We start from the raw sequence: 19,769 nt of genomic DNA, 5'->3' as shown, positions 1-19,769 counted from the left end.
CCCGCCCCCGGGGCGGTCAGGCCCGGGGGCCCGGGGCGGCGACCAGCTCCTCGCGCATCTCCGCCACCGCCGCGCGGACGGCGGTCATCACGGCCTGCACGGCCGGGCGGCGCAGCAGGTCCGCCCGGGAGACCACCCAGTACTCCACCGGGAACCACAGCTCCTCCGGGAAGAGCCGCACCAGCTCCGGGACGCGCTCGGCGAGGTAGCAGGGCAGCAGCCCGATCCCGGCGCCGGCCCGGGTGAGCTCCACGTGCACCACCGAGGAGGTCGCGCCCACGCCCTGGCGCATCCGCGGGAACCGCCGGCGCGGGATGTCGAGCTCCGCGACGTCCTGCATGGAGTCCACGAAGTAGATCAGCGGGTGCTCCTGCACCTGCTCGGGCGTGCGCAGCGGCGGGTGGGCGGCGAGGTAGTCCTGCGAGGCGTAGACGCCCAGGGAGTAGTCGGCCAGGTGGAAGGCCTCCTTGCGCGAGACCTCCGGGCGCCCCACGACCACCTCCAGGTCGATGCCCACCGGGTTCGTCTGCGCCCGCCGGGCGGCGTTGATCATCTCCAGCCGCACCCCGGGGTGCTCCTGGACGACCCGCCGCATGGCCGCGCCCATGACCACGCCGCCGAAGCCGTCCGGGGCCAGTGCCCGCACCACGCCGCTGATCGAGTTGCCGCGCCCGCCGGGCCCCAGGGGCAGGGCGTCCACGGCGTGCTCGATCTCCTCGCCGGCGGCCACGAACTTCCGGCCCAGCTCGCTGGGCTCCCACATGTCCCCGGAGCGCACGAGCAGCCGGGCGCCCACGGCCTTCTCGAGCCCGGCCATCCGCCGCGACACGGTGGTGTGACTGAGCCCGAGATCCGCCGCGGCCCCCGCGTAGGACCCGTGGCGGACCACGGCGAGCAGGAGCAGGAGGTCGTCAGCGCCGTGTGACAAGGGGCTTCTCCTCCGGGGCGGAGCGCAGCACGGGCGACTGCGCACATTCGGGCGTCATGTGCATTTTTGCACAGGCACCGCGAGCGCATGGTCATTGTGAAGCGCAACACATATCCGCACACTGTAGGCAAACAATGTGACCACAGTCACCGTTCATCCAGCAGCAGGAGAATCCCATGAGCACTGAGGACAGGGTCGCCGCCTCGGCGGACCCGAACGACTCGCCGGAGAACCGGGGCGGGCTGAAGAAGGTCGTGGCGGCCTCGATGGCCGGCACGGTCGTGGAGTGGTACGAGTTCTTCCTCTTCGCCACCGCCTCCACGCTGGTCTTCGGCCAGCTGTTCTTCGTGGACACCGGCAACCCGCTGGACGGCATCCTCAAGGCGTTCCTGATCTACGCGGTGGGCTTCATCGCCCGTCCGCTGGGCGGCATCGTCTTCGGCCACTTCGGCGACAAGTACGGCCGCAAGCACCTGCTGCAGATCTCGATCGTCATGGTCGGCGCCGCCACGTTCCTGATGGGCTGCCTGCCCGGCTTCGAGCAGGTCGGCTACTGGGCCCCCGCCATGCTCGTGGTGCTGCGCTTCGTGCAGGGCTTCGCGGTGGGCGGCGAGTGGGGCGGCGCCGTGCTGCTCGTGGCCGAGCACTCCCCCAACAAGGAGCGCGGCTTCTGGTCCAGCTGGCCGCAGGCCGCCGTGCCGCTGGGCAACCTGCTGGCCACGATCGTGCTGCTCACCCTCTCGTTCACGCTCTCCGAGGAAGCCTTCCTCTCCTGGGGCTGGCGCGTGGGCTTCTGGCTCTCGATCGTCATCGTGGCCATCGGCTACTACATCCGCACCCACGTCACCGACGCCGCGATCTTCAAGGAGGCCCAGCAGGAGGTCCGCGAGGAGAAGTCCGCGGCCTACGGCGTGGGCGAGGTCTTCCGCCGCTACCCCCGCGGCGTCTTCGGCGCCATGGGCCTGCGCTTCGCGGAGAACATCCTCTACTACGTGGTGGTGACCTTCTCGATCACCTACCTGTCCACCCAGCGGGACGTGGACACCAGCCGGATCCTGCTGCTGCTGCTGATCGCCCACGTGATCCACGCGATCTGCGTGCCGCTCGTCGGCCGGGCCACCGACCGGGTGGGCCGGCGCCCGATGTACGCCGCCGGCGCCGCGCTGGGTGCCGTCTGGGCCTTCGTCGCGTTCCCGATGTTCGACACCGACAACAGCTTCATCATCCTCGCGGCCATCACCCTGGGCCTGATGATCCACGCGCTCATGTACGCCGGGCAGCCGGCCATCATGGCCGAGATGTTCCCCACCCGGATGCGCTACTCGGGCGTCTCCCTGGGCTACCAGGTGACCTCGATCGTGGCCGGCTCGCTGGCCCCGATCATCGCGACCGCCCTGCTGCGCGAGTTCAACTCGTGGGTGCCGATCGCCGTCTACATCGCCGCGGCCTGCCTCGTCACCCTGATCGCGGTGGCGACGCTGCGCGAGACCAAGGGCATCTCCCTCCAGGACGTCGACGCCGAGGACCGGCGCCGGCTCTCCGAGGAGAAGGCCGCCCGGGACCGGACCTCCTGATTTCCGCCGTCCTGCCCCGCCCGCGCCCAGCGGCGGACCGGTTCCCCGGTCCGCCGCTGGGCGCGCTGTGCACGACCCCCGCTGCGGGGCGCCCCGCACGTCACAGCCTTGCAGCTCACGACCTCGCAGCTCACGACCTCGCAGTTCACGACCTTGCTGAAGGGAACACACGATGACCACCATCACCTGGATCGGCCTCGGCCACATGGGCAATCCGATGTCCGCCAACCTCGTCCGGGCCGGCCACGAGGTCCGCGGCCACGACGTCAGCGCCGACGCCATGGCCGCCGCCCGGGACCAGGGCGTGCAGACGTTCGACAGCATGGAGGAGGCCCTCCAGGGGGCGGAGGTCGTGTTCACGATGCTGCCCAAGGGCGAGCACGCCCGGGCGGTCTACCTCGGGGACACCGGCGTCATCGCGCTCGCGCCGAAGAGCGCGCTGCTCGTGGACAGCTCCACGATCGACGTGGAGACCGCGCTGGAGCTGCACCGGGCCGCCCGGGAGGCCGGCTTCCGCTTCGTGGACGCGCCGGTCTCCGGCGGGATCAGCGGCGCCGCCGCCGGCACCCTGACGTTCATGGTCGGCGGGGAGGCCGACGACGTCGCGGCCGCCTCCGCCTGCATCGAGCCGATGGCGCGCAAGATCGTGGCCACGGGCGAGGCCGGCACCGGCCAGTCGGCCAAGATCGTCAACAACATGATGCTGTTCATCTGCCTCGAGGCCTGCGCCGAGGGTTCCGTGCTCGCCGACCGCCTGGGCCTGGACCCGAAGGTGTTCTGGGACATCGCCTCGGTGTCCTCCGGCAACTCCTGGGCCCTGCAGACCTGGTACCCGGTGCCCGGCATCGTGGACTCCGCCGCGGCCAACAACAACTTCGAGGCGACCTTCAGCGCGACCCTCGCGGCCAAGGACGCCGGCCTGGCCCTGATGGCGGGCGAGCAGACCGGCGTGCGGCTGCCCGCCGCGGAGCTCGTGGCTGAGCGGCTGCAGCAGCTCATCGAGGAGGGCTACGGGGACAAGGACTGCTCCCTCATCACCAAGTACGCCGCCCCGGACGGGAAGATCCCGGGCTGGGACCCGGAGAAGGCCTGAGCGGCGACCACACCACAGGAGGACACCATGCAGGACACCAAGCAGAGCGCCGAGACGCGCGCGCAGCAGGACGCCGAGCAGGGCGCCCAGGACCCCCGGGGCGCCGGGGAGGTCATCGAGCACTTCGTCGACGGGAGGCGCCACGGCGGCTCCGAGCGGTCCGCACCCGTCTACAACCCCGCGACCGGGCAGGTGGCCAAGCAGGTGCTGCTGGCCTCCGCCGAGGAGGTCGCCACCGCCGTGGAGGCCGCCGAGGCCGCGCTGCGCGGCTGGCGGGCGACCAGCCTGGCCAAGCGGACCGCGATCATGTTCAAGGTCGAGAACATCATCCGGGAGCGCACCCCGGAGCTGGCCGAGATCGTCACCGCCGAGCACGGCAAGGTCCTCTCGGACGCGGCCGGGGAGATCGCCCGCGGACTGGAGAACGTGCAGTTCTGCACCGGGCTGATGCACCACCTGAAGGGCGAGCACCTCGAGCAGGCCGCCACCGGCGTGGACGTGCACCAGATCCGCCAGCCGGTGGGCGTGGTCGCGTGCATCACCCCGTTCAACTTCCCGGCCATGGTGCCGCTGTGGATGATCACCACCGCGATCGCCGCCGGGAACACCGTGGTCCTGAAGCCCTCGGAGCGGGACCCCTCCGCCTCCGTGTGGATCGCCGAGGCCTTCGCCGAGGCCGGCCTGCCCCCGGGCGTGCTCAACGTGGTGCACGGGGACAAGGTGGCGGTGGACGAGCTGCTGACCAACCCGCTCGTGAAGGCCGTGTCCTTCGTGGGCTCCACCCCGATCGCCCAGTACATCTACGAGACCGCGGCCGCCCACGGCAAGCGCGTCCAGGCGCTGGGCGGGGCGAAGAACCACATGGTGGTCATGCCGGACGCCGACCTCGACGGCGCGGCCGACGCGGCGGTCTCGGCCGCCTACGGCTCCGCCGGGGAGCGCTGCATGGCCATCTCGGTGGTCGTGGCGGTGGGGGACACGGCGGACCCGCTGATCGAGCGGATCACCGAGCGGGTCGGGAAGCTGACCATCGGCCCGGGCACCGACCCCGCCTCGGAGATGGGCCCGCTCATCACGCCGCAGGCCCTGGAGCGGGTCAACGGCTACGTGACGGGGGCGGAGGCCGAGGGCGCGACCGTCGTGGTCGACGGGACGAAGCAGGAGTTCGAGGGCGACGGCTTCTTCACGGGCGTGTCGCTCATCGACCACGTGAAGCCGGGGATGAAGGTCTACGACGAGGAGATCTTCGGCCCGGTCCTGTCGGTCGTGCGGGTCGGCAGCTACGACGAGGCCGTGCGGCTGATCAACTCCAACCAGTTCGCCAACGGCACCGCCGTGTTCACCCGCGACGGCAAGACCGCCCGGGAGTACCAGTTCGACATCGAGGTGGGCATGGTGGGGATCAACGTCCCGATCCCGGTGCCGATCGGCGCGTTCTCCTTCGGCGGCTGGAAGAAGTCCCTGTTCGGCGACACCCACATGTACGGGCCGGAGTCGTTCAACTTCTACACCCGCCGCAAGCTGGTCACCACCCGCTGGCCGGAGCCCTCGGAGTCCCAGATCAACCTGGGCTTCCCGACCCACTGACGGCGCCCCGCCGCACCCCGATCGCCGAGTGACCACGTCCGCCCCGACCGACCACGACATCCCGTGGTCGGTCGGGGCGGACGTGGTCACTCGCGCGCGGCGGGCCGGTCGGCGGCCTCGCTAGGCTGGGAGGACCCCCGCACCCGCCCGGAAGGACGCCCGTGAAGACGATCGTCGCGAGCCTGCTCGTGCTGGCCCTGGTGCTGACCTCGGCCGGGGTGCTGCTGACCTCGCTGGACGCCCAGGAGTGGCTGCCCACGGTGGTGCTCGCCGCGCTGGCCTACCTCGGGACCTTCGCGCTGTACCGGCGGATGCGGGACCGCTACGCCGACCGGGAGGATTGAGCCCGGCGGGGCTCGGCCCTCCCGGCGGGCGCCCGGCGCCGCCGGGCGCCCGAGCAGCGGGGCGCCGAGCGGTCAGGAGCGGTCGAAGTCGGCCTTGCGGATCAGCCCGTGCACGCCCACGGTGCGGTCCACCACCTGGGAGATCGCGAAGTCGGCGGCGGCCGAGAGGTAGGCGTAGGCCACGGCCCGCTCCATGCCCTTGTCCTGCTCGAGGAAGTCGAGGGCGTTGAGCACGGCCCGGCGCATCGCCACGTCCAGGTCCGAGTTCTGCGCGCCGCCGCCCGCGCCGTCCGGGTCGGAGAGCCCGATGGGGATCCAGTGCTCGGCGGTCTCGGCGAACGGGTAGGAGTGGGCCACGGACGGGGCGTCCCCCTCCCCCGCGCGGCAGACGGTGAGCCGGAAGGTCCCGCGCAGCGAGCCCTCCATCGCGGTGAACGCCACCTCGCCGTCGCCCATGGCCATGTGCGGGTCGCCGACGTAGAACAGGGCGCCGTCGGTCTGCACGGGCAGGTAGAAGGTGGAGCCCACGCCGAGGTGGCGGATGTCGATGTTGCCGCCGCCGAGGGTGGGCGGGATCGAGTTCAGCAGGTCGTCCGTGGGCCCGGCGCCCCGCTGGTGGGCGACGCCCATCATGCCCATGAACGGGCGCAGCGGAAAGCGCACCGCCCCGCCGGCCATGACGCCCTGGCCGTGCTCGACCGGGGTGAACGTGGAGACGTTGCCGTACTCCTCCGGGTTCCCGGTGGCGCGACCGTCCGTGCCCACAGCCGGCAGGATGTCCTCCACGAGGAGGTCCGCCACCGGGCCCCCGCGGGCAGGCCCCGGGAGCGCGCCCTTGCCGTGCCTGCTGGAGACCACCCCGTAGGGCACCCGCAGGTCCGCGCGCAGGGTCTCGATCTTCAGCACGTCGCCGGGCCGGGCCTCCTCCACGAACACGGGCCCGGTGACCACGTGCGGGCCGTCGCGGTCGAAGTCGCGCTCGGTGCGGTCGTAGTCGCGGGCGATCTCCACCGCGTCGTCGAGCACTCGGGACCTCGGAACGCCCTGCCCGGCGAAGAACTCCACCGGGTCCCGGCCCTGGTCCTCGAGGATCCCCTCGTGGGAGACGGCGTCGATGGTGATCGTCCGCCCGGAGCGCATCCGCAGCGCGGGCTCGGCGTCCACGGACGGCACGTAGCCCCACAGGACGCGGTCCACCTCGGAGGGCAGGTAGTGGTCACCGGGGATCGGTCCCCGGCTCGGCTGGAGGACCGTGCCGCGGAAGCCGGGCCGCCCGCCCCCCGACGACGAGGACCCGGCTCCGGCACCCGAGGCGGCGGCCACCGCGGCGCCCGCGCCGGTGGTGGTGACGGCACCGGCGGCGGCCACGCCGGCGGCCGCCCGGAAGAAGGTGCGCCGGCCGAGGCCGCGCTGGAGTTCGTCGGCGGCTCGTCGTGCGAGGTGCTCGCGCATGGGTGGTCTCCTGAGGTCAGCAGCGGGGTCGTCGAATGACTACGACCCTAGGGAGACGGTGTTACGGACTCGGCGCGGCCGGGTTTCGGCGCGGTGACGGCGCAGGCAGCTGCCGCCGGGCAGCGCGCGAAGGGAGCCGCGGCGGGAGCGCGGGGCAGGGAGTTGGACAGGTCACCGGGCGCCCCGGCCGTGGTGCTCCGGCCGGCGGCAGGCAGCCCGACCTCGTCGTCGGAACCGCGCACGGACGCCCGTGTGACCTGCGTCACCCAGCGTAGAGGCTGGAGCGTGGTCGTAGTGAATGCATGCGCAATATGACCATTGCAACTGCACACGCCGAGGGGATCGGCGCGGATTCCCGCGGTGTCAGGAGAAGTCGGCCTTGCGGATCCGCCCGTGCGCGCCGACCGTGCCGTCCCCCAGACGGGTGACGGCGAACTGCGCGGTGGCCGAGAGGTAGGCGTGGGCGATCGGCCGGTCCAGGCCGCGGTCCCGCTGCAGGAACTCCACGCCGGCACTCACCGCCCGGAGCATGGCCGTGGTCATGCAGAAGGACCGCTCGTCGTCCCCGGCTCCGGTCCGGCCCGCCGGCGCCTCGGGCGCCTCGACGCGCGAGTGCCCGACGACGATCCAGTGCTCGTCGGTCTCGGCGAAGGGGTGCCGGTGCGCCACGGACGGCAGGTCCTGCGTGCCGGCCGGGCACACGGTGAGCCGGAAGGAGCCGCGCGGGTCCTCCTCGGCCGAGCCCAGGGCCCGGCACAGCTCACGGGGGCAGAAGGCCGTGCCCTGGGTGCGGACGGGCAGGTAGGCGGTGCACCCGGACTCCAGCGGCGCGCTCCCGCCGGTCAGGCCCAGCACCTCGACCCGCAGCACGTCCCCGGGCCGGGCGGCGGCGAGGAAGGCCCGGCCCGTGGCGAGGTGGGGGCCGGCGCCGTCGAGGGCCGGGATCTCCTCCGGGCGCTCCGGCGCCCGGTGCGGCGCGGGGGCCGACGGGACGTCCGGGGCCCCCGGGACGCCGGGATCCGTGGCGGCGGGCTGCGGGCGGCCGAACCCGGGCACGCCGATCCCGGTGGACGGGTGGGCGGCGCGCGCGGCGGCGGCGCGGGCCCGCGCCCGCTCCTCCTCGGTGCCGGCGGGGTCCACCGCGGTGCCGCCCACCACGCGCAGCGCCGGCCGCCGCCCGTGCGGCAGGGTGGGCGCGGGTCCTGGTCCGGCGTGCTCGGTCATGGGTGCTCCTTGGGGGCGGGGCGAGGGATGCTGCTCCGAACTGTAGGAAAGCCGTGTTACTGCACCGGGCACGGCACGTTTCCGCGACGTGACGGCGCCCATAACGAGACGAAGCATGCCACGGACCGCCGCACAAGCCCCATACATGACGATTGCGACGAGGACGCGGCCGTCCCGCCGTCGCGGCACGCCATAGTCTGGCGGGATGGAAGTCCACAAGGCCCAGGCGTTCCTCGCCGTCGCCGAGGAGCTGCACTTCGGCCGGGCGGCCAAGCGCCTGCACATGGCGCAACCACCCCTGAGCCGGCTGATCCGGCAGCTGGAGGCCGAACTGGGCGCCACCCTGTTCGAGCGCAGCACCCGCCACGTGACGCTCACCCCGCAGGGCGAGGCCCTCCTCGAGCCGGCCCGGGAGCTGGTCATGCTGGCCCTGCGGATCAAGGACGTGGTCCGCAGGTCCCAGGAGGGCGAGATCGGGCGGGCCCGGCTGGGCTTCGCCGGGGCCTCCGTGAACCAGGCGGTGGGCGAGCTGGCGCGGCAGGTCCGCCGGCTGCGCCCGGGGATCAGCCTGGAGCTCTACAGCTCGCAGTTCTCCCACCTCGGCCTGCAGAAGGTCCTGGACGACTCCCTCGACCTGGTGATCGGCCGCTGGGACTTCCTGCCCCCGGAGGTCGACTCCCGGCTCGTCGCCCTCGAGGAGCTGCTCATCGCGCTGCCGGAGAGCCACCCGCTGGCCGGCCGCGAGACCGTCGACGTCGAGGACCTCGCCGCGGAGGCCTGGATCGTCCTGCCCGGAGGGGCCGGGGCCACGCTGCCCAACCGGCTGAACACCCTGGCGATGAACGCCGGCTTCGTCCCGCGGATCGTGCAGGTGGCCCCAGACTCCTGGACGCTGGTGGTGCTGGTGGGCGCCGGGATGGGCATCTCCCTGATCCTCTCCAGCGTGCGGGACAACGTCCCCTCCCGGGGCGTGGTCTACAAGCCGCTGACCCGGGAGCAGAAGCCCGTGGAGGTCCGGCTCATCTGGCGCCGGGGGGACCCCAACCCCGCGCTGCAGTCGGTCATCGAGATCTCCGAGACGGTGTTCCCCGCACCCGCCGACCCCTCGGTCCCGGAGGACCCGCTCCCGGCGCCGTGACCCCGGCCGTGACCCCCGGCATGACCGCCCCGTGCCGGACGGTCAGCTGAAGGCCGAGATACCGGTGATGTCCCGGCCCACGAGCAGCGCCTGGATGAAGTCGGTGCCCTCGTAGGTGGAGACGACCTCCATGTCCGTCATGTGCCGGATGATGTGGTTCTCCAGCAGCAGCCCGTTGCCGGCGAGCAGGTCGCGGGCCTCGTTGCAGATCCACTTGCCCTTCTGCGCGGTGGCCATCTTCACCATCGAGGCCTGCGCGTTGGACAGCTGCCCCCGGTCGGCGAGCTCGGCCATCCGGTCGCACAGCAGCTGCATGGCGGTGAGCTCGCTGAGCATGTTCGCCAGCCGGGACTGCACGAGCTGGTAGCTGCCGATCGGGTGGCCGAACTGCTTCCGGCGGGAGGCGTAGTCGGCGGCGATCTCGAAGGCGGCCATCGCGTGCCCCACGGCCTCCCAGGCGGCACCGCCGCGGGTGGCCTGCAGCACCCGGGAGACGTCCTTGAAGGACCGGCAGTGCTCCAGCCGGTTGGCGGCCGGCACGCGCAGCCCCTCGAGCACGATGTCGGCCTGCTGGATCGCCCGCTTGCCCACCTTCCCGGTGATGACCTCGGGCCGGTAGCCGGCCGGGTGCTCCCCGGCGGCGGTCTTCTCGACGACGAAGGCGTTGACCTTCCCGTCCTCGGTGTTGCGCGCGAACAGCACGACCACGTCGGCCGCGTGCCCGTTGCCGATCCAGCGCTTGTGCCCGTCGATCACCCAGGAGTCCCCGTCCCGGCGGGCGGTGGTCTCCAAGGCCACGGAGTCGGAGCCGTGCTCGGGCTCGGTGAGGGCGAACGCCCCGGTCTTCTCCAGCCGGGCCATGGCCGGCAGCCAGCGGTCCTTCTGCTCCTCGGACCCGAGCATGTTCAGCGCGCCCATGCACAGGTTGCCGTGCACGCCCAGGAACGTGTTGATGCTGCCGTCCACCCGGGCCATCTCGCGGGCGACCATCCCGGCGGCCTTCCGGCTCATCCCGGGGCAGCCGTGGCCCTGGATGGTGGTGCCGATGATGCCCAGCTCGGCCAGGCCGGGCAGCAGCTCCCAGGGGAACTCGGCGCGCTCCCAGTAGTCGTTGATCAGGGGCAGCACCTGGCCCTCGGCGAAGGCGCGCACCCGGTCCCGCACGGCGATCTCCTCGGGGCTGAGGTCGTCGTCGAGCCGGAAGTAGTCGGAGGTCGCGGCGCCGGCGGGAACGGCGTCCGGGGACGCGGTCGAGGGAGCGCTGGAGGTGGTGGTCATGGTCGGTCCTTTCGTCGGCGGGTCGCAGGACCCGCGGTGGTGGGAAGGGGCGGGGGCGCCGGGGCCGGCTCCGGGCCCCGGGTGGCCCGCAGCAGCAGGAGCAGGCCCAGGGCGGCCACGGCGAGCGCGGGGAAGACGAGCAGCGAGGCGCCGGTGGCCCAGGCCAGGGAGACCGCGGAGTAGCCGGCGGCCATGGAGAGGAAGCGGATCATGTTGTGGATGCCCACGGCGGTGCCCGAGCGGCCGGCGGGCGAGAGGACGAGCTCCGTGGCCGCCGCGCTCTGGGCGAAGGCGATGCCGGTCCCGGCGAGCACGAGCCCCAGCACCACCAGGGACACGACCACCCAGCGGGCCGTGCCCAGCCCGGAGGTCGCCATGGCCACGGTCACCACGGGGGCGGCCAGCACGACCAGCACGGCGCCGCGGCCCAGCTGCACCCGGCTGCCCCGCCGCCGGCCGACCCGCGCGGCGGCGGGACCGGCGGCCGTCATGGCGAGCGCGAGCGTGAAGACCACGCCCCCGATCTGCGCCGGCCCCAGCCGCAGCTCGGCGCCGAGGAACAGCGGCACGGCCACGATGGCCACCGCCAGGGTCCCCATGGCCAGCCCCGCCCCGGCCGCGGCCGTGAGATAGGCCGGGTCCCGCAGCAGGGCGGGGTCCAGCAGGGGCCGGGGCGCCGTGCCGTCCGCCGCCGCCCGGCGGGCCCGGCGCCGGGAGAGGTGGGCGAACAGCCACCAGCCGAGCACCGCGCAGACCGCGAGCAGCGCCACCGCGGTCCACGGGCCGGTCTGCCCGGCCAGCAGCACGGCGGTGGCCGTGGAGCCGCCGCCCACCACGAGCCAGGCCATCGCGGCCACGTGCATGGGCGGGCGGCGCCGCCCGGTCCGGGGCATGGACGCCGCGAGCAGGACCATCAGCACGAGCACCAGCCCGGCGTGCACCAGGAAGACCCAGCGCCAGCCCAGGGCCTCGGTGAGGAGCCCGCCGAAGGGCGGTCCCACGGCCTGACCCACGCCGATGGCCGAGGCCCACGCGCCCATGGTCTGCGCCGTGCGCTCCGGCCAGGTGCTGACGAGGGCGGCCTGCACGCACGGCGGGATCGCGCTGCACGCCGCGCCCTGCACGGCGCGGGCGGCGACCAGGGTGTCCAGGCCGGTGGCCGAGGCCGCCGTGAGCTCCGCGAGCACCATCACCCCGAGCGCTGCGATGAGGAAGGTCTTCACCCCGAGCCGGTCGCCGAGCCAGCCGGCCAGCGGCACCGCCGTGGCCATGGCGATCGTGAAGGCGCTCACGGCCAGGACGGACTGCTGGGCCGTCATGCCCAGGTCGGTGCGGATCACCCACAGCGGCGCGTTGATGACGTTGGAGGACATGGTCCCCAGCGCGGTGGTGGCCAGCAGCGCCGGGTACGCGATCCGCCGCACGCCCCGCCCGGGCCGCACCGACGCGCTCATGCACGCGCGGTCACGGGATCCGGCGCCGGGGCGGGCTCCCGGGCCGGCGCCGACTCCGGGGACGGTTCCGGGCCGCGCTCCGGCTCCGGAGCCGCCCCGGCCCGCTCCTCCGGGTCCGGGTCCGGGACGACGAGGCCCGCCAGGACCGAGCGCACCCCCTCGGGCAGCGGCACGGACCGGCCGGTGGCCGGGTCCGTCTGCACGAGCACGGTCCGGGCCCGGGCCGCGGCCCGGCCGTGCTGGCGCAGCTCGTAGGCCACGGTGTAGGAGGAGCGGCCGAGACCGGCCACCCAGACGTGGGCGGTGAGCTCCGGGCCGTGGTCGATGGGCCGCAGGTAGTCCAGGGACAGGGAGACCACCACCCGGGGACGGGCGGGGTCCGGGACGCCGTCCTCCCCCAGCCAGGCGGCGACGGCCGAGAGCCGGGCCTCCTCGATCAGGGTCACCACGCGGGCGTTGTTGACGTGCCGGTTGAGGTCCTGGTCGGACCACCGCACGGGCAGCACGGTGCGGTGCACGGCGCTCACGACGCCTTCCGCACCGCGGGCCGCCCGCGCTCGAGCCAGGCCAGGACCCGGTCCCGGTCGCCGTCGAGCCGCGGCGGGGCCTGCGTGTAGTCGACCGGGGTGCGGCTGAACTCCACCGGGTGGCGGACCGTGGGGATCTCGCGGTCCCCCGACCCGGCGACGACCACCGGGTCCAGGCCGAGCCCCTCGGCGAACCGGACGCCCTCGTCCACCCCGAGGATCGGGGCGCAGGGCACCTGCACCGCCTTGAGCCGCTCGAACCAGTCCTCGGCGTCCCGGGCGGCGAGCCGGTCGATCATCAGCCGGCGCAGCTCCACCCGGTTCGCGTTGCGCGCGGACACCGTGCGGAACCGCTCGTCCTCGGCCAGCTCCGGGGCCCCGAGGCACCGGCAGAGCCGGGCGAACTGCCCGTTGTTGCCCACGGCGATGACGATGTCCTTGTTCCGGGCCGGGAACGGCTCGTAGGGGTAGAGGCTGGGGTGCTCGTTGCCCATCCGGGTGGGCACGCTGCCGCCGGTCACGTAGGCGGCGGACTGGTTGACCAGCCCGGACAGGGCCGAGGTGAGCAGGTTCAGCTCCACGTGCTGTCCCGCCCCGGAGGCCTGGCGCTCGTGGAAGGCGCCCAGGATCCCGGTGGCCGCGTGCAGGCCCGTGATGACGTCGAACAGGGCCACGCCGGCCCGGTACGGCTCGCCGTCCTGGCTGCCGGTGAGGCTCATCATCCCGGAGAGGGCCTGGGCCAGCAGGTCGTAGCCGGGCAGGTCGGCGCCGCCCGCGGTGCCGAAGCCGGTGATCGAGGCGTAGACGAGGTCGGGGCGCCACGCGCTGACGCTCTCGTAGTCGAGGCCGTAGCGGGCCAGCCCGCCGGGCTTGAAGTTCTCCACGAGGATGTCCGCCCGGGCGACGATCTGCTCCACGACCGCGAGCTGCTCGGGGTCGGCGAAGTCCAGGGCGATCGAGTGCTTGTTCCGGTTGACCGAGAGGAAGAAGGTGCTCTCCCCGTCCCGGTGCGGCGGCACCCACGCGCGGGCGTCGTCCCCGGCGGTGGACTCCACCTTGATCACGGTGGCGCCCATGTCCGCCAGGAGCATGGTGCAGTAGGGCCCGGCGAGCACCCGGCTGAGGTCCGCGACCACCACCCCGGCGAGCGGGCCGGTGCCGGGGCGGCCGAAGATCTCCTGCAGGACGCGCAGGTCCTCGAACTGGCTCATGTCGTCTCTCCTCGTGGTTCGGTGGGGTGCGGCGCGCGGGCGGCGCTCAGCCGGCGTACTCGTACCAGCCGCGGCCGGTCTTGCGGCCGTAGCGGCCCTGCTCGTAGAGCCTCTGCACGGAGGGGTGCGGCAGGTCCGCGGGGTCCCCGCTCTGCTCGTGCTCGGACAGGCGGATCAGGTAGGACACGTCGATGCCCACCAGGTCCATGAGCTCGAAGGGGCCCATGGGGTGGCCCAGGGCGGTGCGTGCGGCCACGTCGATGTCCTCGAAGCCGGCCACGCCGTCGGCCTCCAGGCGCAGCGCCTCGTCCCGCAGGGCGCCCAGCAGGCGGTTGGCCACGAAGCCGGGCACCTCCCGGTTCAGCCGCACCGGCTGCTTGCCGAGCCGGCGGGCCAGCTCGAGGGTGGTCTCCACGGTCGCGTCCGAGGTCTGCGGGTTGCGCACCACCTCGACGCAGGCCATGACGAGCGCCGGGTTGAAGAAGTGCATGTTGCACACCCGGTCCCCGCGCCCGGTGGCGTCCATCAGCAGGGAGGAGGGGATGGTGGAGGAGTTGGTCGCCAGGATCGTGTGCTCGGGGGCGGCCTCGTCCAGGTCGGCGAACAGCTGCCGCTTGATGTCCAGCCGCTCCACGGCGGCCTCGAGCACGAAGTCGGCGGTGCGGGCCGCCTCCAGCGAGTCGGTGGTGTAGGCCATCCGGGCCAGGGCGGCGTCGACGTCCTCGCGGCTGCGGCTGCCCTTCTCGGCGAGCCGGCCGAGGCGGCGGTGCACCTCCTCCCGGGACCGCTCGAGGGCGGCCGGGTCGAGGTCGCTGGTGGTGACGGTGTAGCCGGCCAGGGCGAAGACCGCCCCGATCTGGGTGCCCATGGCCCCGGATCCCACGACGAGGACGTCGTGGACGGCGTCGATGCTCGGCTGGGGGTTCATGGTGGCTCCTTCGGGAGGCCGTGCGGGGCCTCGGGTGGTGGGTCGTGGTCGGTGTGCCGGCCGTGGTGCCGGCCGGGGGGCGTCTCAGGCGTCGCGGAAGCGCGCGGGCCGCTTCTCCAGGAAGGCGCGCGCGCCCTCGGCCTTCTCGTCGGCGGCGTAGAGCAGGGACTGGGCCAGGCGCTCCAGCAGCAGCCCGGTGCGCTGGTCCGTCTCGGCGCCGCCGCGCACCACGAGCTTGGCCAGGCGCACGGCCAGCGGCCCCTTGGCCAGGATCGTGCCCGCGGTGCCGAGCGCGGCGTCCAGCAGCTCCCCGGGGGGCACCACGCTGGTGACCAGGCCGATCCGCAGGGCCTCCTCGGCGTCGACGATCCGGCCGGTGAGGATCATCTCCTGGGCCCGGCCCAGGCCCACGAGCCGGGACAGCCGCTGGGTGCCGCCGGCGCCGGGGAGGATGCCGAGGCCGGCCTCGGGCAGCCCGAACCGGGCGCGGTCGGCGGCGATGCGGATGTCGCAGGACATCGCCAGCTCGTTGCCCCCGCCCAGGGCCACGCCGTTGACGGCGGCGATCGTGGGCAGCTCGAGGTCCTGGATCCGGTCCCAGAGGCGCTGCATCCGGGCCCGCAGCCCGTCCTGCAGCGTGTAGCCGGCCAGCTGGGAGATGTCCGCGCCGGCCACGAAGGACTTCTCCCCCGCACCGGTGAAGATCACCGCGTCGACGTCGGCCCGCCGCTCGCACGCGTCGAGGGCGGCCTCGATCCCGTCCAGCACCCCGACGTTCAGGGCGTTGCGCACCTCGGGCCGGGTCACGGTGACGACGGCGACGCGGCCCCGCAGCTCGGCGACGACGGTGCCGGTCCCGGTCTCGATGCCGGTGTCCGCGGCCGTGTCCGTGCCGGTGGTCGTCCCGGTCCCGGAGGTCGTCCCGGTGCCGGAGGTCGTGTCCGTGGTGGTCTCGCTCATGGCAGCTCCTTTCGGTCAGGCGGTCGCGGTCGCGGGCGCATCGACCCGGACGGCAGGGGCGTCGTCGTCGGTGGGCGCGCTCTTCACGGTGAGGAAGGTCAGCAGCACGCTCCCGGCCACGAGGACCAGGCCGGCGACGGCGGCGAGGACGGTCGGCAGGAAGAGCAGGAACCCGCCGACGGCCGCGGCGACCCGGAACAGCACGGGCATCCGGCGGTCGAAGCCGACCGTCCAGCCCTCGATCGCCGAGGCCAGGGCGTACACCCCCACGATGCTCAGCGCGAAGGCCAGCAGGATCCGCCCGGGCGTGTCCTGGGCGACGAGCGCCGGGTTGAGGGCGAAGCCGAACGGGACGATGTACTTCACCGCGCCCAGCTTCATGGCCGCCACGCTGGTGGCCATGGCGGGGGCCTTGGCCAGGCCCGCCGCGGCGAACGCGGCCAGGCCCACGGGCGGGGTGATGTAGGAGACGGACGCCCAGTAGATGACGAACAGGTGCGCCGCGAGCGGGTTCACCCCGAGGTCGATGACCGCCGGGACCATGACGATCGCCAGGAACACGTAGGCCGCGGAGATGGTCATGCCCATCCCGAGGATGAAGCAGGTGACCGCCCCGGCGATGAGGATGAGCACCACGTTGTCGCCGACCAGCGAGACCAGCTCGCGGGCCAGGGACAGGCTCACGCCGGTGGCGGTGAGGCCGCCGACGATCAGGCCCACGCCGGCGATGATCCCGATGATGTTGCCCAGCGTCCGCCCGGAGTCCACGAGGAAGTCGGTGAACTCCCGCAGGCCGAAGGTCTGGCCCGGGCGCAGGACGGCCACCACGAGCAGCACCAGGATCACCCAGTAGGGCACCTGCGCCTCGGAGCCGGTGACGAACAGCATCCCGGTGAGCAGGGCCAGCGCCAGCACGTAGGGCCAGCCCTGGCCCAGGGTGGTGAGGGTCCGGGGCAGCCGGTGGGCCGGCTCGCCCCGCAGCCCCTTGCGGGCCGCGTACCCGTCGACCTGCAGGTAGATGCCCAGGAAGTACAGGACGGCGGGGATGGTGGCGGCCACCAGGATCTCCGTGTAGGGCACCCCCACGAAGGAGACCATCAGGAAGGCCGCGGTGCCCATGATCGGCGGGGTGATGGACCCACCGGAGGAGGCCGTGGCCTCGATCCCGCCGGCGTAGGTGGCACTGAACCCGGAGCGCTTCATGGCCGGGATGGTCATGGGCCCGGTGGTCAGCACGTTGGAGACCGCGCTGCCGCTCATCATGCCCATCGCGGCGCTGCTGGCCACGGACACCTTGGCGGAGCCGCCGCGGTAGCGGCCGAAGATCGACATCGACAGGTTGTGGAAGAAGTCCGCGCCGCCGGTGTGCTGCAGGGCCACGCCGAAGACCAGGAAGCCGATGAGGATGGTCGCCGCGGTCTGGATCGGCAGGCCCAGCACGCCCTCGGCGCCCATGATGTGCACCTGCGCCAGCGTGGGCAGGTCGTAGGTCACACCCTGCAGCACCCCGATCGGCAGGCTCTCGGCCACCAGCGGGTAGAGCGAGAAGAGCAGGGCGATCACGGTGACCACCGTCCCGCCGGTGCGGCGCAGGGCCTCGAGGACCACGAGCCACAGCACGAAGGCGGCCACCGTGGCGGTGGTGGGCGCCATGAACTCCCAGCCGAAGTTCTTGATCCGGGTGCCGTTGACCGCGAAGTACACGCACACCGCCGCCGCGACCACCATGAGCAGCACGTCGTACCAGCGGACCGGGGACTCGTGCGGCACGGGCGCGTCGTCGTCGCGGCCGGCCCCGACCTTCGCGGCCAGGGGCACCTTGCGCAGCGGGTTGACGATGAACACGACCGGCAGGAAGGCGGCCAGGATCAGATAGAGGTAGGAGTTGGTGAGCAGGGACAGCCCGCCCACGTTCCAGAAGAAGACCTGGTTCATGGCCAGCAGCACGCCCAGGACGGTCAGCACGATGACGGCGGCCCGCCACGGGGTCGTCAGCCGGGTGTCAGTTCTCATCGTCGGTCTCCTCGCTCGGGTCGGTGGCCGGCTCGGTGTCCAGCTCCGTCTTCTTCCACTCGGCCCAGTCCTGCGCGAGCGTCTCCTCCGAGGAGGACCCGACGACGCCGGGCCACCCCTCCCGCATCCGCTCGCCGCGCTCGACGAGCTCCTGGTTCTTCCGCTCGAGCTCCTCGGTCCACACGCCGCGCTCCTCGAAGTAGCGGACGGTGCCCTCGTGGAACGGGACCACCAGCGGCTCCTTCAGGACGGCGTCGAAGGAGAACCGGTGGGTGTCCGGGGTGGTGGTCCCGTAGCTCTCGTAGTGCTCCACCATCGACTTCACGAGGTGGTAGACCTCGTCGGCGTCCCGGGAGGCCAGGGTCGTGAGCGGGATCGTGTACTCGAGCACGCGGGCGCTCTCGCCCTTCTCCATCCCGGCGCCGTCGGTGACCTCGCCGACCGAGACCATGGGCATGAGCTCGTCCCAGGTCTCGTAGCGGGCCGGGTCCGGGTCGTCGAAGCCCAGCCACTTCACGTCGTGCTTGGAGGAGAGCTCGTCGATGTTGGAGCCCACCACGTTCTGGTACAGGGCGTCGATCTGCCCGGCCTCCAGAGCGGCGATCTGCTCGCCGTAGGAGACGGGGACCTTCTGGACGTCGTCCCCGGTCAGGCCGCCGTAGTTGAGGAAGCCCTCCATCTTGTTGTTGATCGAGGTGTTGGCGGTCAGCTCGGGGAACCGCTTGCCCTCCAGGTCCGCGAAGGACTCGATCCCGCTGTCCTCGCGCACCAGCAGCCCGTAGTTGCCCAGCGGCGCCCACACCATCCGGAGGTCCTGGGGCCCCCACTCCGGGCTGGCGTACTCGTAGTCGCCCTCGAAGGCGTAGTAGTACTCGTCCCCGGCCCGGGAGTAGTCCACGGTGCCGTTGACCAGCGGGGCCAGCCGGCCGATGCCGGTGTCCGCGGTCATCAGGCGCACCTGGACGCCCTCCTCGGTGGTGAGCGTGTTCGCGATCGCGGCGAGGTCGTTGTACGTGCCGGTGCCCACGTTGTAGGTGGACCACACCAGCTGCTGCGGCAGCCCGTTCGGGCCCACCGGCTCCTCCCCTGCGGCGGCGGTGCACCCGGTCAGGCCCAGCAGGGCGACGGCGCCCAGGGCGGCGAACCGTGTTCTCGTTGTCCTCATGACGGCCTTTCGTCGTGCGGTGGGGGCGCTCAGCGCCCGGAGAAGGAGGGCTCGCGCCGCTCGAGGAAGGCCTGCTTGCCCTCCCGGAAGTCGGCGGTCCCGAAGAGCGCGGGCTGGTGCTCCCGCTCGAAGGCGAGGGCGTCCCCGAGGGAGCCGGAGGACTCGCGCAGGCCGCGCTTGAGCGCGGCGAGCGCCTGTGGGGCCCGCCGCGCGAGGTCCTGCGCGCCGGCGATCGCGGCGTCCAGCACGTCGGGGTCCGCCACCACGCGGTCGGCGAGCCCGGCGGCCAGGGCGGCCCGCGCGTCCACCGGCGCGCCCTCGAGCAGGACCGCCCGGGCCCGGCCGGGGCCCACGCGCTGGGCCAGCGAGTGCACCAGGCCCCCGTCGGGGACCAGCCCGAGGCGGGTGAAGGGGAACAGGAACCGGGCGGACTCCCCGGCCACCACGACGTCGCAGAGGCAGACGAGGCCCACGGCCACGCCGGCGGCGGGCCCGCGCACCGCGGCGACGACGGGTTTTTCCAGCGCGGCCAGCTGCTGCACGAGGCCCGCGACCTCCGCCATCCGGTCGGCCGACTCCGCGGCGCCGGCCGGGGGCATCGAGGCGAGGTCCCCGCCGCCGCTGAAGCAGCCGCCCGCGCCGGTGAGCACCACGGCGCCCACCGCCGGATCGGCCGCGAGCTCCGCCAGGACGACGCGCAGCCGGTCGCGCAGCTCGGCGCCGAGCACGTTGCGGCGGCGCTCGTCGTCCAGGGTCACGACGGCCACGGCGCCGGAGCGCTCGACGCGCACTCGCGGCGGGGCCTCGAGGGCGGTGGGGTGCGGCTCCGGCACGGGGGTCCTCCGAACGTCGGGATGTAGTGCACATCACATTCGCACGAGCCACTGTGAAAC

Annotated in this window: 17 protein-coding genes; 5 read left to right on the top strand and 12 right to left on the bottom strand. The window is 73.2% G+C overall.

Translation table 11 applies throughout. The features are described 5' to 3' along the window. Positions 1–16: 16 nt before the first annotated feature. Positions 17–928 carry a LysR family transcriptional regulator gene (locus GMA12_RS07935; protein ID WP_156268819.1) on the bottom strand — a complete coding sequence of 304 codons (912 nt, stop codon included), beginning with the start codon at positions 926–928 and terminating at the stop codon, positions 17–19. Between the two features lie 176 nt (positions 929–1,104). On the opposite strand from GMA12_RS07935, the gene GMA12_RS07930 reads away from it, so the two are divergent. From GMA12_RS07930 to GMA12_RS07915, 4 genes are all read left to right on the top strand, one after another. Next, positions 1,105–2,502, top strand: a complete 1,398-nt coding sequence (locus tag GMA12_RS07930) for an MFS transporter (protein WP_156268817.1) — start codon at positions 1,105–1,107, stop codon at positions 2,500–2,502. A 172-nt stretch (positions 2,503–2,674) separates the two neighbouring features. Next, a complete protein-coding gene (gene mmsB, locus GMA12_RS07925; RefSeq protein ID WP_156268815.1) occupies positions 2,675–3,595 on the top strand; it encodes a 3-hydroxyisobutyrate dehydrogenase in 921 nt (306 codons plus the stop codon). A gap of 27 nt (positions 3,596–3,622) precedes the next feature. Then, on the top strand, positions 3,623–5,182 hold the full coding sequence (locus GMA12_RS07920) for a CoA-acylating methylmalonate-semialdehyde dehydrogenase (RefSeq protein WP_156268813.1): 1,560 nt from the start codon (positions 3,623–3,625) through the stop codon (positions 5,180–5,182). 161 nt (positions 5,183–5,343) lie between these two features. Continuing rightward, the gene (locus tag GMA12_RS07915; RefSeq protein ID WP_156268811.1) at positions 5,344–5,526 is read left to right on the top strand and encodes a hypothetical protein; all 183 of its coding nucleotides are present in this window, start codon (positions 5,344–5,346) and stop codon (positions 5,524–5,526) included. A 72-nt stretch (positions 5,527–5,598) separates the two neighbouring features. Here GMA12_RS07915 and GMA12_RS07910 read toward each other — a convergent pair whose 3' ends face one another. Together GMA12_RS07910 and GMA12_RS07905 are read right to left on the bottom strand one after the other, a co-directional pair. Next, positions 5,599–6,978 (bottom strand): acetamidase/formamidase family protein, encoded by a 1,380-nt coding sequence (locus GMA12_RS07910; RefSeq protein ID WP_156268809.1) that lies wholly within the window; start codon positions 6,976–6,978, stop codon positions 5,599–5,601. Between the two features lie 363 nt (positions 6,979–7,341). After that, entirely contained in the window at positions 7,342–8,202 is an 861-nt protein-coding gene (locus GMA12_RS07905; RefSeq protein ID WP_156268807.1) for an acetamidase/formamidase family protein, read from the bottom strand. Between the two features lie 205 nt (positions 8,203–8,407). On the opposite strand from GMA12_RS07905, the gene GMA12_RS07900 reads away from it, so the two are divergent. Then, entirely contained in the window at positions 8,408–9,340 is a 933-nt protein-coding gene (locus GMA12_RS07900; protein WP_156268805.1) for a LysR family transcriptional regulator, read from the top strand. A gap of 42 nt (positions 9,341–9,382) precedes the next feature. On the opposite strand, the gene GMA12_RS07895 is transcribed toward GMA12_RS07900, so the two are convergent. The 9 genes from GMA12_RS07895 to GMA12_RS07855 all read right to left on the bottom strand — a co-directional run bounded on the left by GMA12_RS07895 (position 9,383) and on the right by GMA12_RS07855 (position 19,709). Continuing rightward, positions 9,383–10,618, bottom strand: a complete 1,236-nt coding sequence (locus GMA12_RS07895; RefSeq protein WP_156268803.1) for an acyl-CoA dehydrogenase family protein — start codon at positions 10,616–10,618, stop codon at positions 9,383–9,385. Next, a complete protein-coding gene (locus GMA12_RS07890) occupies positions 10,615–12,072 on the bottom strand; it encodes an MFS transporter (protein ID WP_156268801.1) in 1,458 nt (485 codons plus the stop codon). Before GMA12_RS07890 ends, GMA12_RS07895 begins: the two co-directional genes overlap by 4 nt. Further along, entirely contained in the window at positions 12,069–12,599 is a 531-nt protein-coding gene (locus GMA12_RS07885) for an acyl-CoA thioesterase (protein WP_162459623.1), read from the bottom strand. The genes GMA12_RS07890 and GMA12_RS07885 overlap by 4 nt, the downstream gene beginning before the upstream one ends. Further along, positions 12,596–13,810, bottom strand: a complete 1,215-nt coding sequence (locus GMA12_RS07880; RefSeq protein WP_156268799.1) for a CaiB/BaiF CoA transferase family protein — start codon at positions 13,808–13,810, stop codon at positions 12,596–12,598. The genes GMA12_RS07885 and GMA12_RS07880 overlap by 4 nt, the downstream gene beginning before the upstream one ends. A 46-nt stretch (positions 13,811–13,856) precedes the next feature. Beyond that, complete coding sequence (locus GMA12_RS07875; protein ID WP_156268797.1) at positions 13,857–14,738, bottom strand: 3-hydroxyacyl-CoA dehydrogenase family protein; 882 nt, start codon at positions 14,736–14,738, stop codon at positions 13,857–13,859. Between the two features lie 84 nt (positions 14,739–14,822). Further along, positions 14,823–15,698, bottom strand: a complete 876-nt coding sequence (locus tag GMA12_RS07870) for an enoyl-CoA hydratase/isomerase family protein (protein ID WP_156268795.1) — start codon at positions 15,696–15,698, stop codon at positions 14,823–14,825. 15 nt (positions 15,699–15,713) lie between these two features. After that, positions 15,714–17,711, bottom strand: coding sequence for a TRAP transporter permease (locus GMA12_RS07865; protein ID WP_240898696.1), 1,998 nt, complete (start codon positions 17,709–17,711; stop codon positions 15,714–15,716). Then, a complete protein-coding gene (locus GMA12_RS07860; protein ID WP_156268793.1) occupies positions 17,701–18,876 on the bottom strand; it encodes a TAXI family TRAP transporter solute-binding subunit in 1,176 nt (391 codons plus the stop codon). Before GMA12_RS07860 ends, GMA12_RS07865 begins: the two co-directional genes overlap by 11 nt. A gap of 29 nt (positions 18,877–18,905) precedes the next feature. Then, a complete protein-coding gene (locus tag GMA12_RS07855) occupies positions 18,906–19,709 on the bottom strand; it encodes an enoyl-CoA hydratase/isomerase family protein (RefSeq protein WP_156268791.1) in 804 nt (267 codons plus the stop codon). Positions 19,710–19,769 lie beyond the last annotated feature (60 nt).

This window comes from Kocuria sediminis, from assembly GCF_009735315.1.
In the GTDB taxonomy this organism is placed as follows: Bacteria; Actinomycetota; Actinomycetes; order Actinomycetales; family Micrococcaceae; genus Kocuria; species Kocuria turfanensis.
The sequence above is the reverse complement of the archived record's forward strand: the minus strand, read 5'-3'. Positions and strand labels throughout refer to the sequence as shown.

Excerpts from the sequence above, each read along its gene's own strand:
- GMA12_RS07930 (WP_156268817.1), top strand. The coding sequence starts at position 1,105 with ATGAGCACTGAGGACAGGGTCGCCGCCTCGGCGGACCCGAACGACTCG.
- mmsB (WP_156268815.1), top strand. The coding sequence starts at position 2,675 with ATGACCACCATCACCTGGATCGGCCTCGGCCACATGGGCAATCCGATG.
- GMA12_RS07920 (WP_156268813.1), top strand. The coding sequence starts at position 3,623 with ATGCAGGACACCAAGCAGAGCGCCGAGACGCGCGCGCAGCAGGACGCC.
- GMA12_RS07910 (WP_156268809.1), bottom strand. The coding sequence starts at position 6,978 with ATGCGCGAGCACCTCGCACGACGAGCCGCCGACGAACTCCAGCGCGGC.
- GMA12_RS07905 (WP_156268807.1), bottom strand. The coding sequence starts at position 8,202 with ATGACCGAGCACGCCGGACCAGGACCCGCGCCCACCCTGCCGCACGGG.
- GMA12_RS07900 (WP_156268805.1), top strand. The coding sequence starts at position 8,408 with ATGGAAGTCCACAAGGCCCAGGCGTTCCTCGCCGTCGCCGAGGAGCTG.
- GMA12_RS07895 (WP_156268803.1), bottom strand. The coding sequence starts at position 10,618 with ATGACCACCACCTCCAGCGCTCCCTCGACCGCGTCCCCGGACGCCGTT.
- GMA12_RS07890 (WP_156268801.1), bottom strand. The coding sequence starts at position 12,072 with ATGAGCGCGTCGGTGCGGCCCGGGCGGGGCGTGCGGCGGATCGCGTAC.
- GMA12_RS07880 (WP_156268799.1), bottom strand. The coding sequence starts at position 13,810 with ATGAGCCAGTTCGAGGACCTGCGCGTCCTGCAGGAGATCTTCGGCCGC.
- GMA12_RS07875 (WP_156268797.1), bottom strand. The coding sequence starts at position 14,738 with ATGAACCCCCAGCCGAGCATCGACGCCGTCCACGACGTCCTCGTCGTG.
- GMA12_RS07870 (WP_156268795.1), bottom strand. The coding sequence starts at position 15,698 with ATGAGCGAGACCACCACGGACACGACCTCCGGCACCGGGACGACCTCC.
- GMA12_RS07865 (WP_240898696.1), bottom strand. The coding sequence starts at position 17,711 with ATGAGAACTGACACCCGGCTGACGACCCCGTGGCGGGCCGCCGTCATC.
- GMA12_RS07860 (WP_156268793.1), bottom strand. The coding sequence starts at position 18,876 with ATGAGGACAACGAGAACACGGTTCGCCGCCCTGGGCGCCGTCGCCCTG.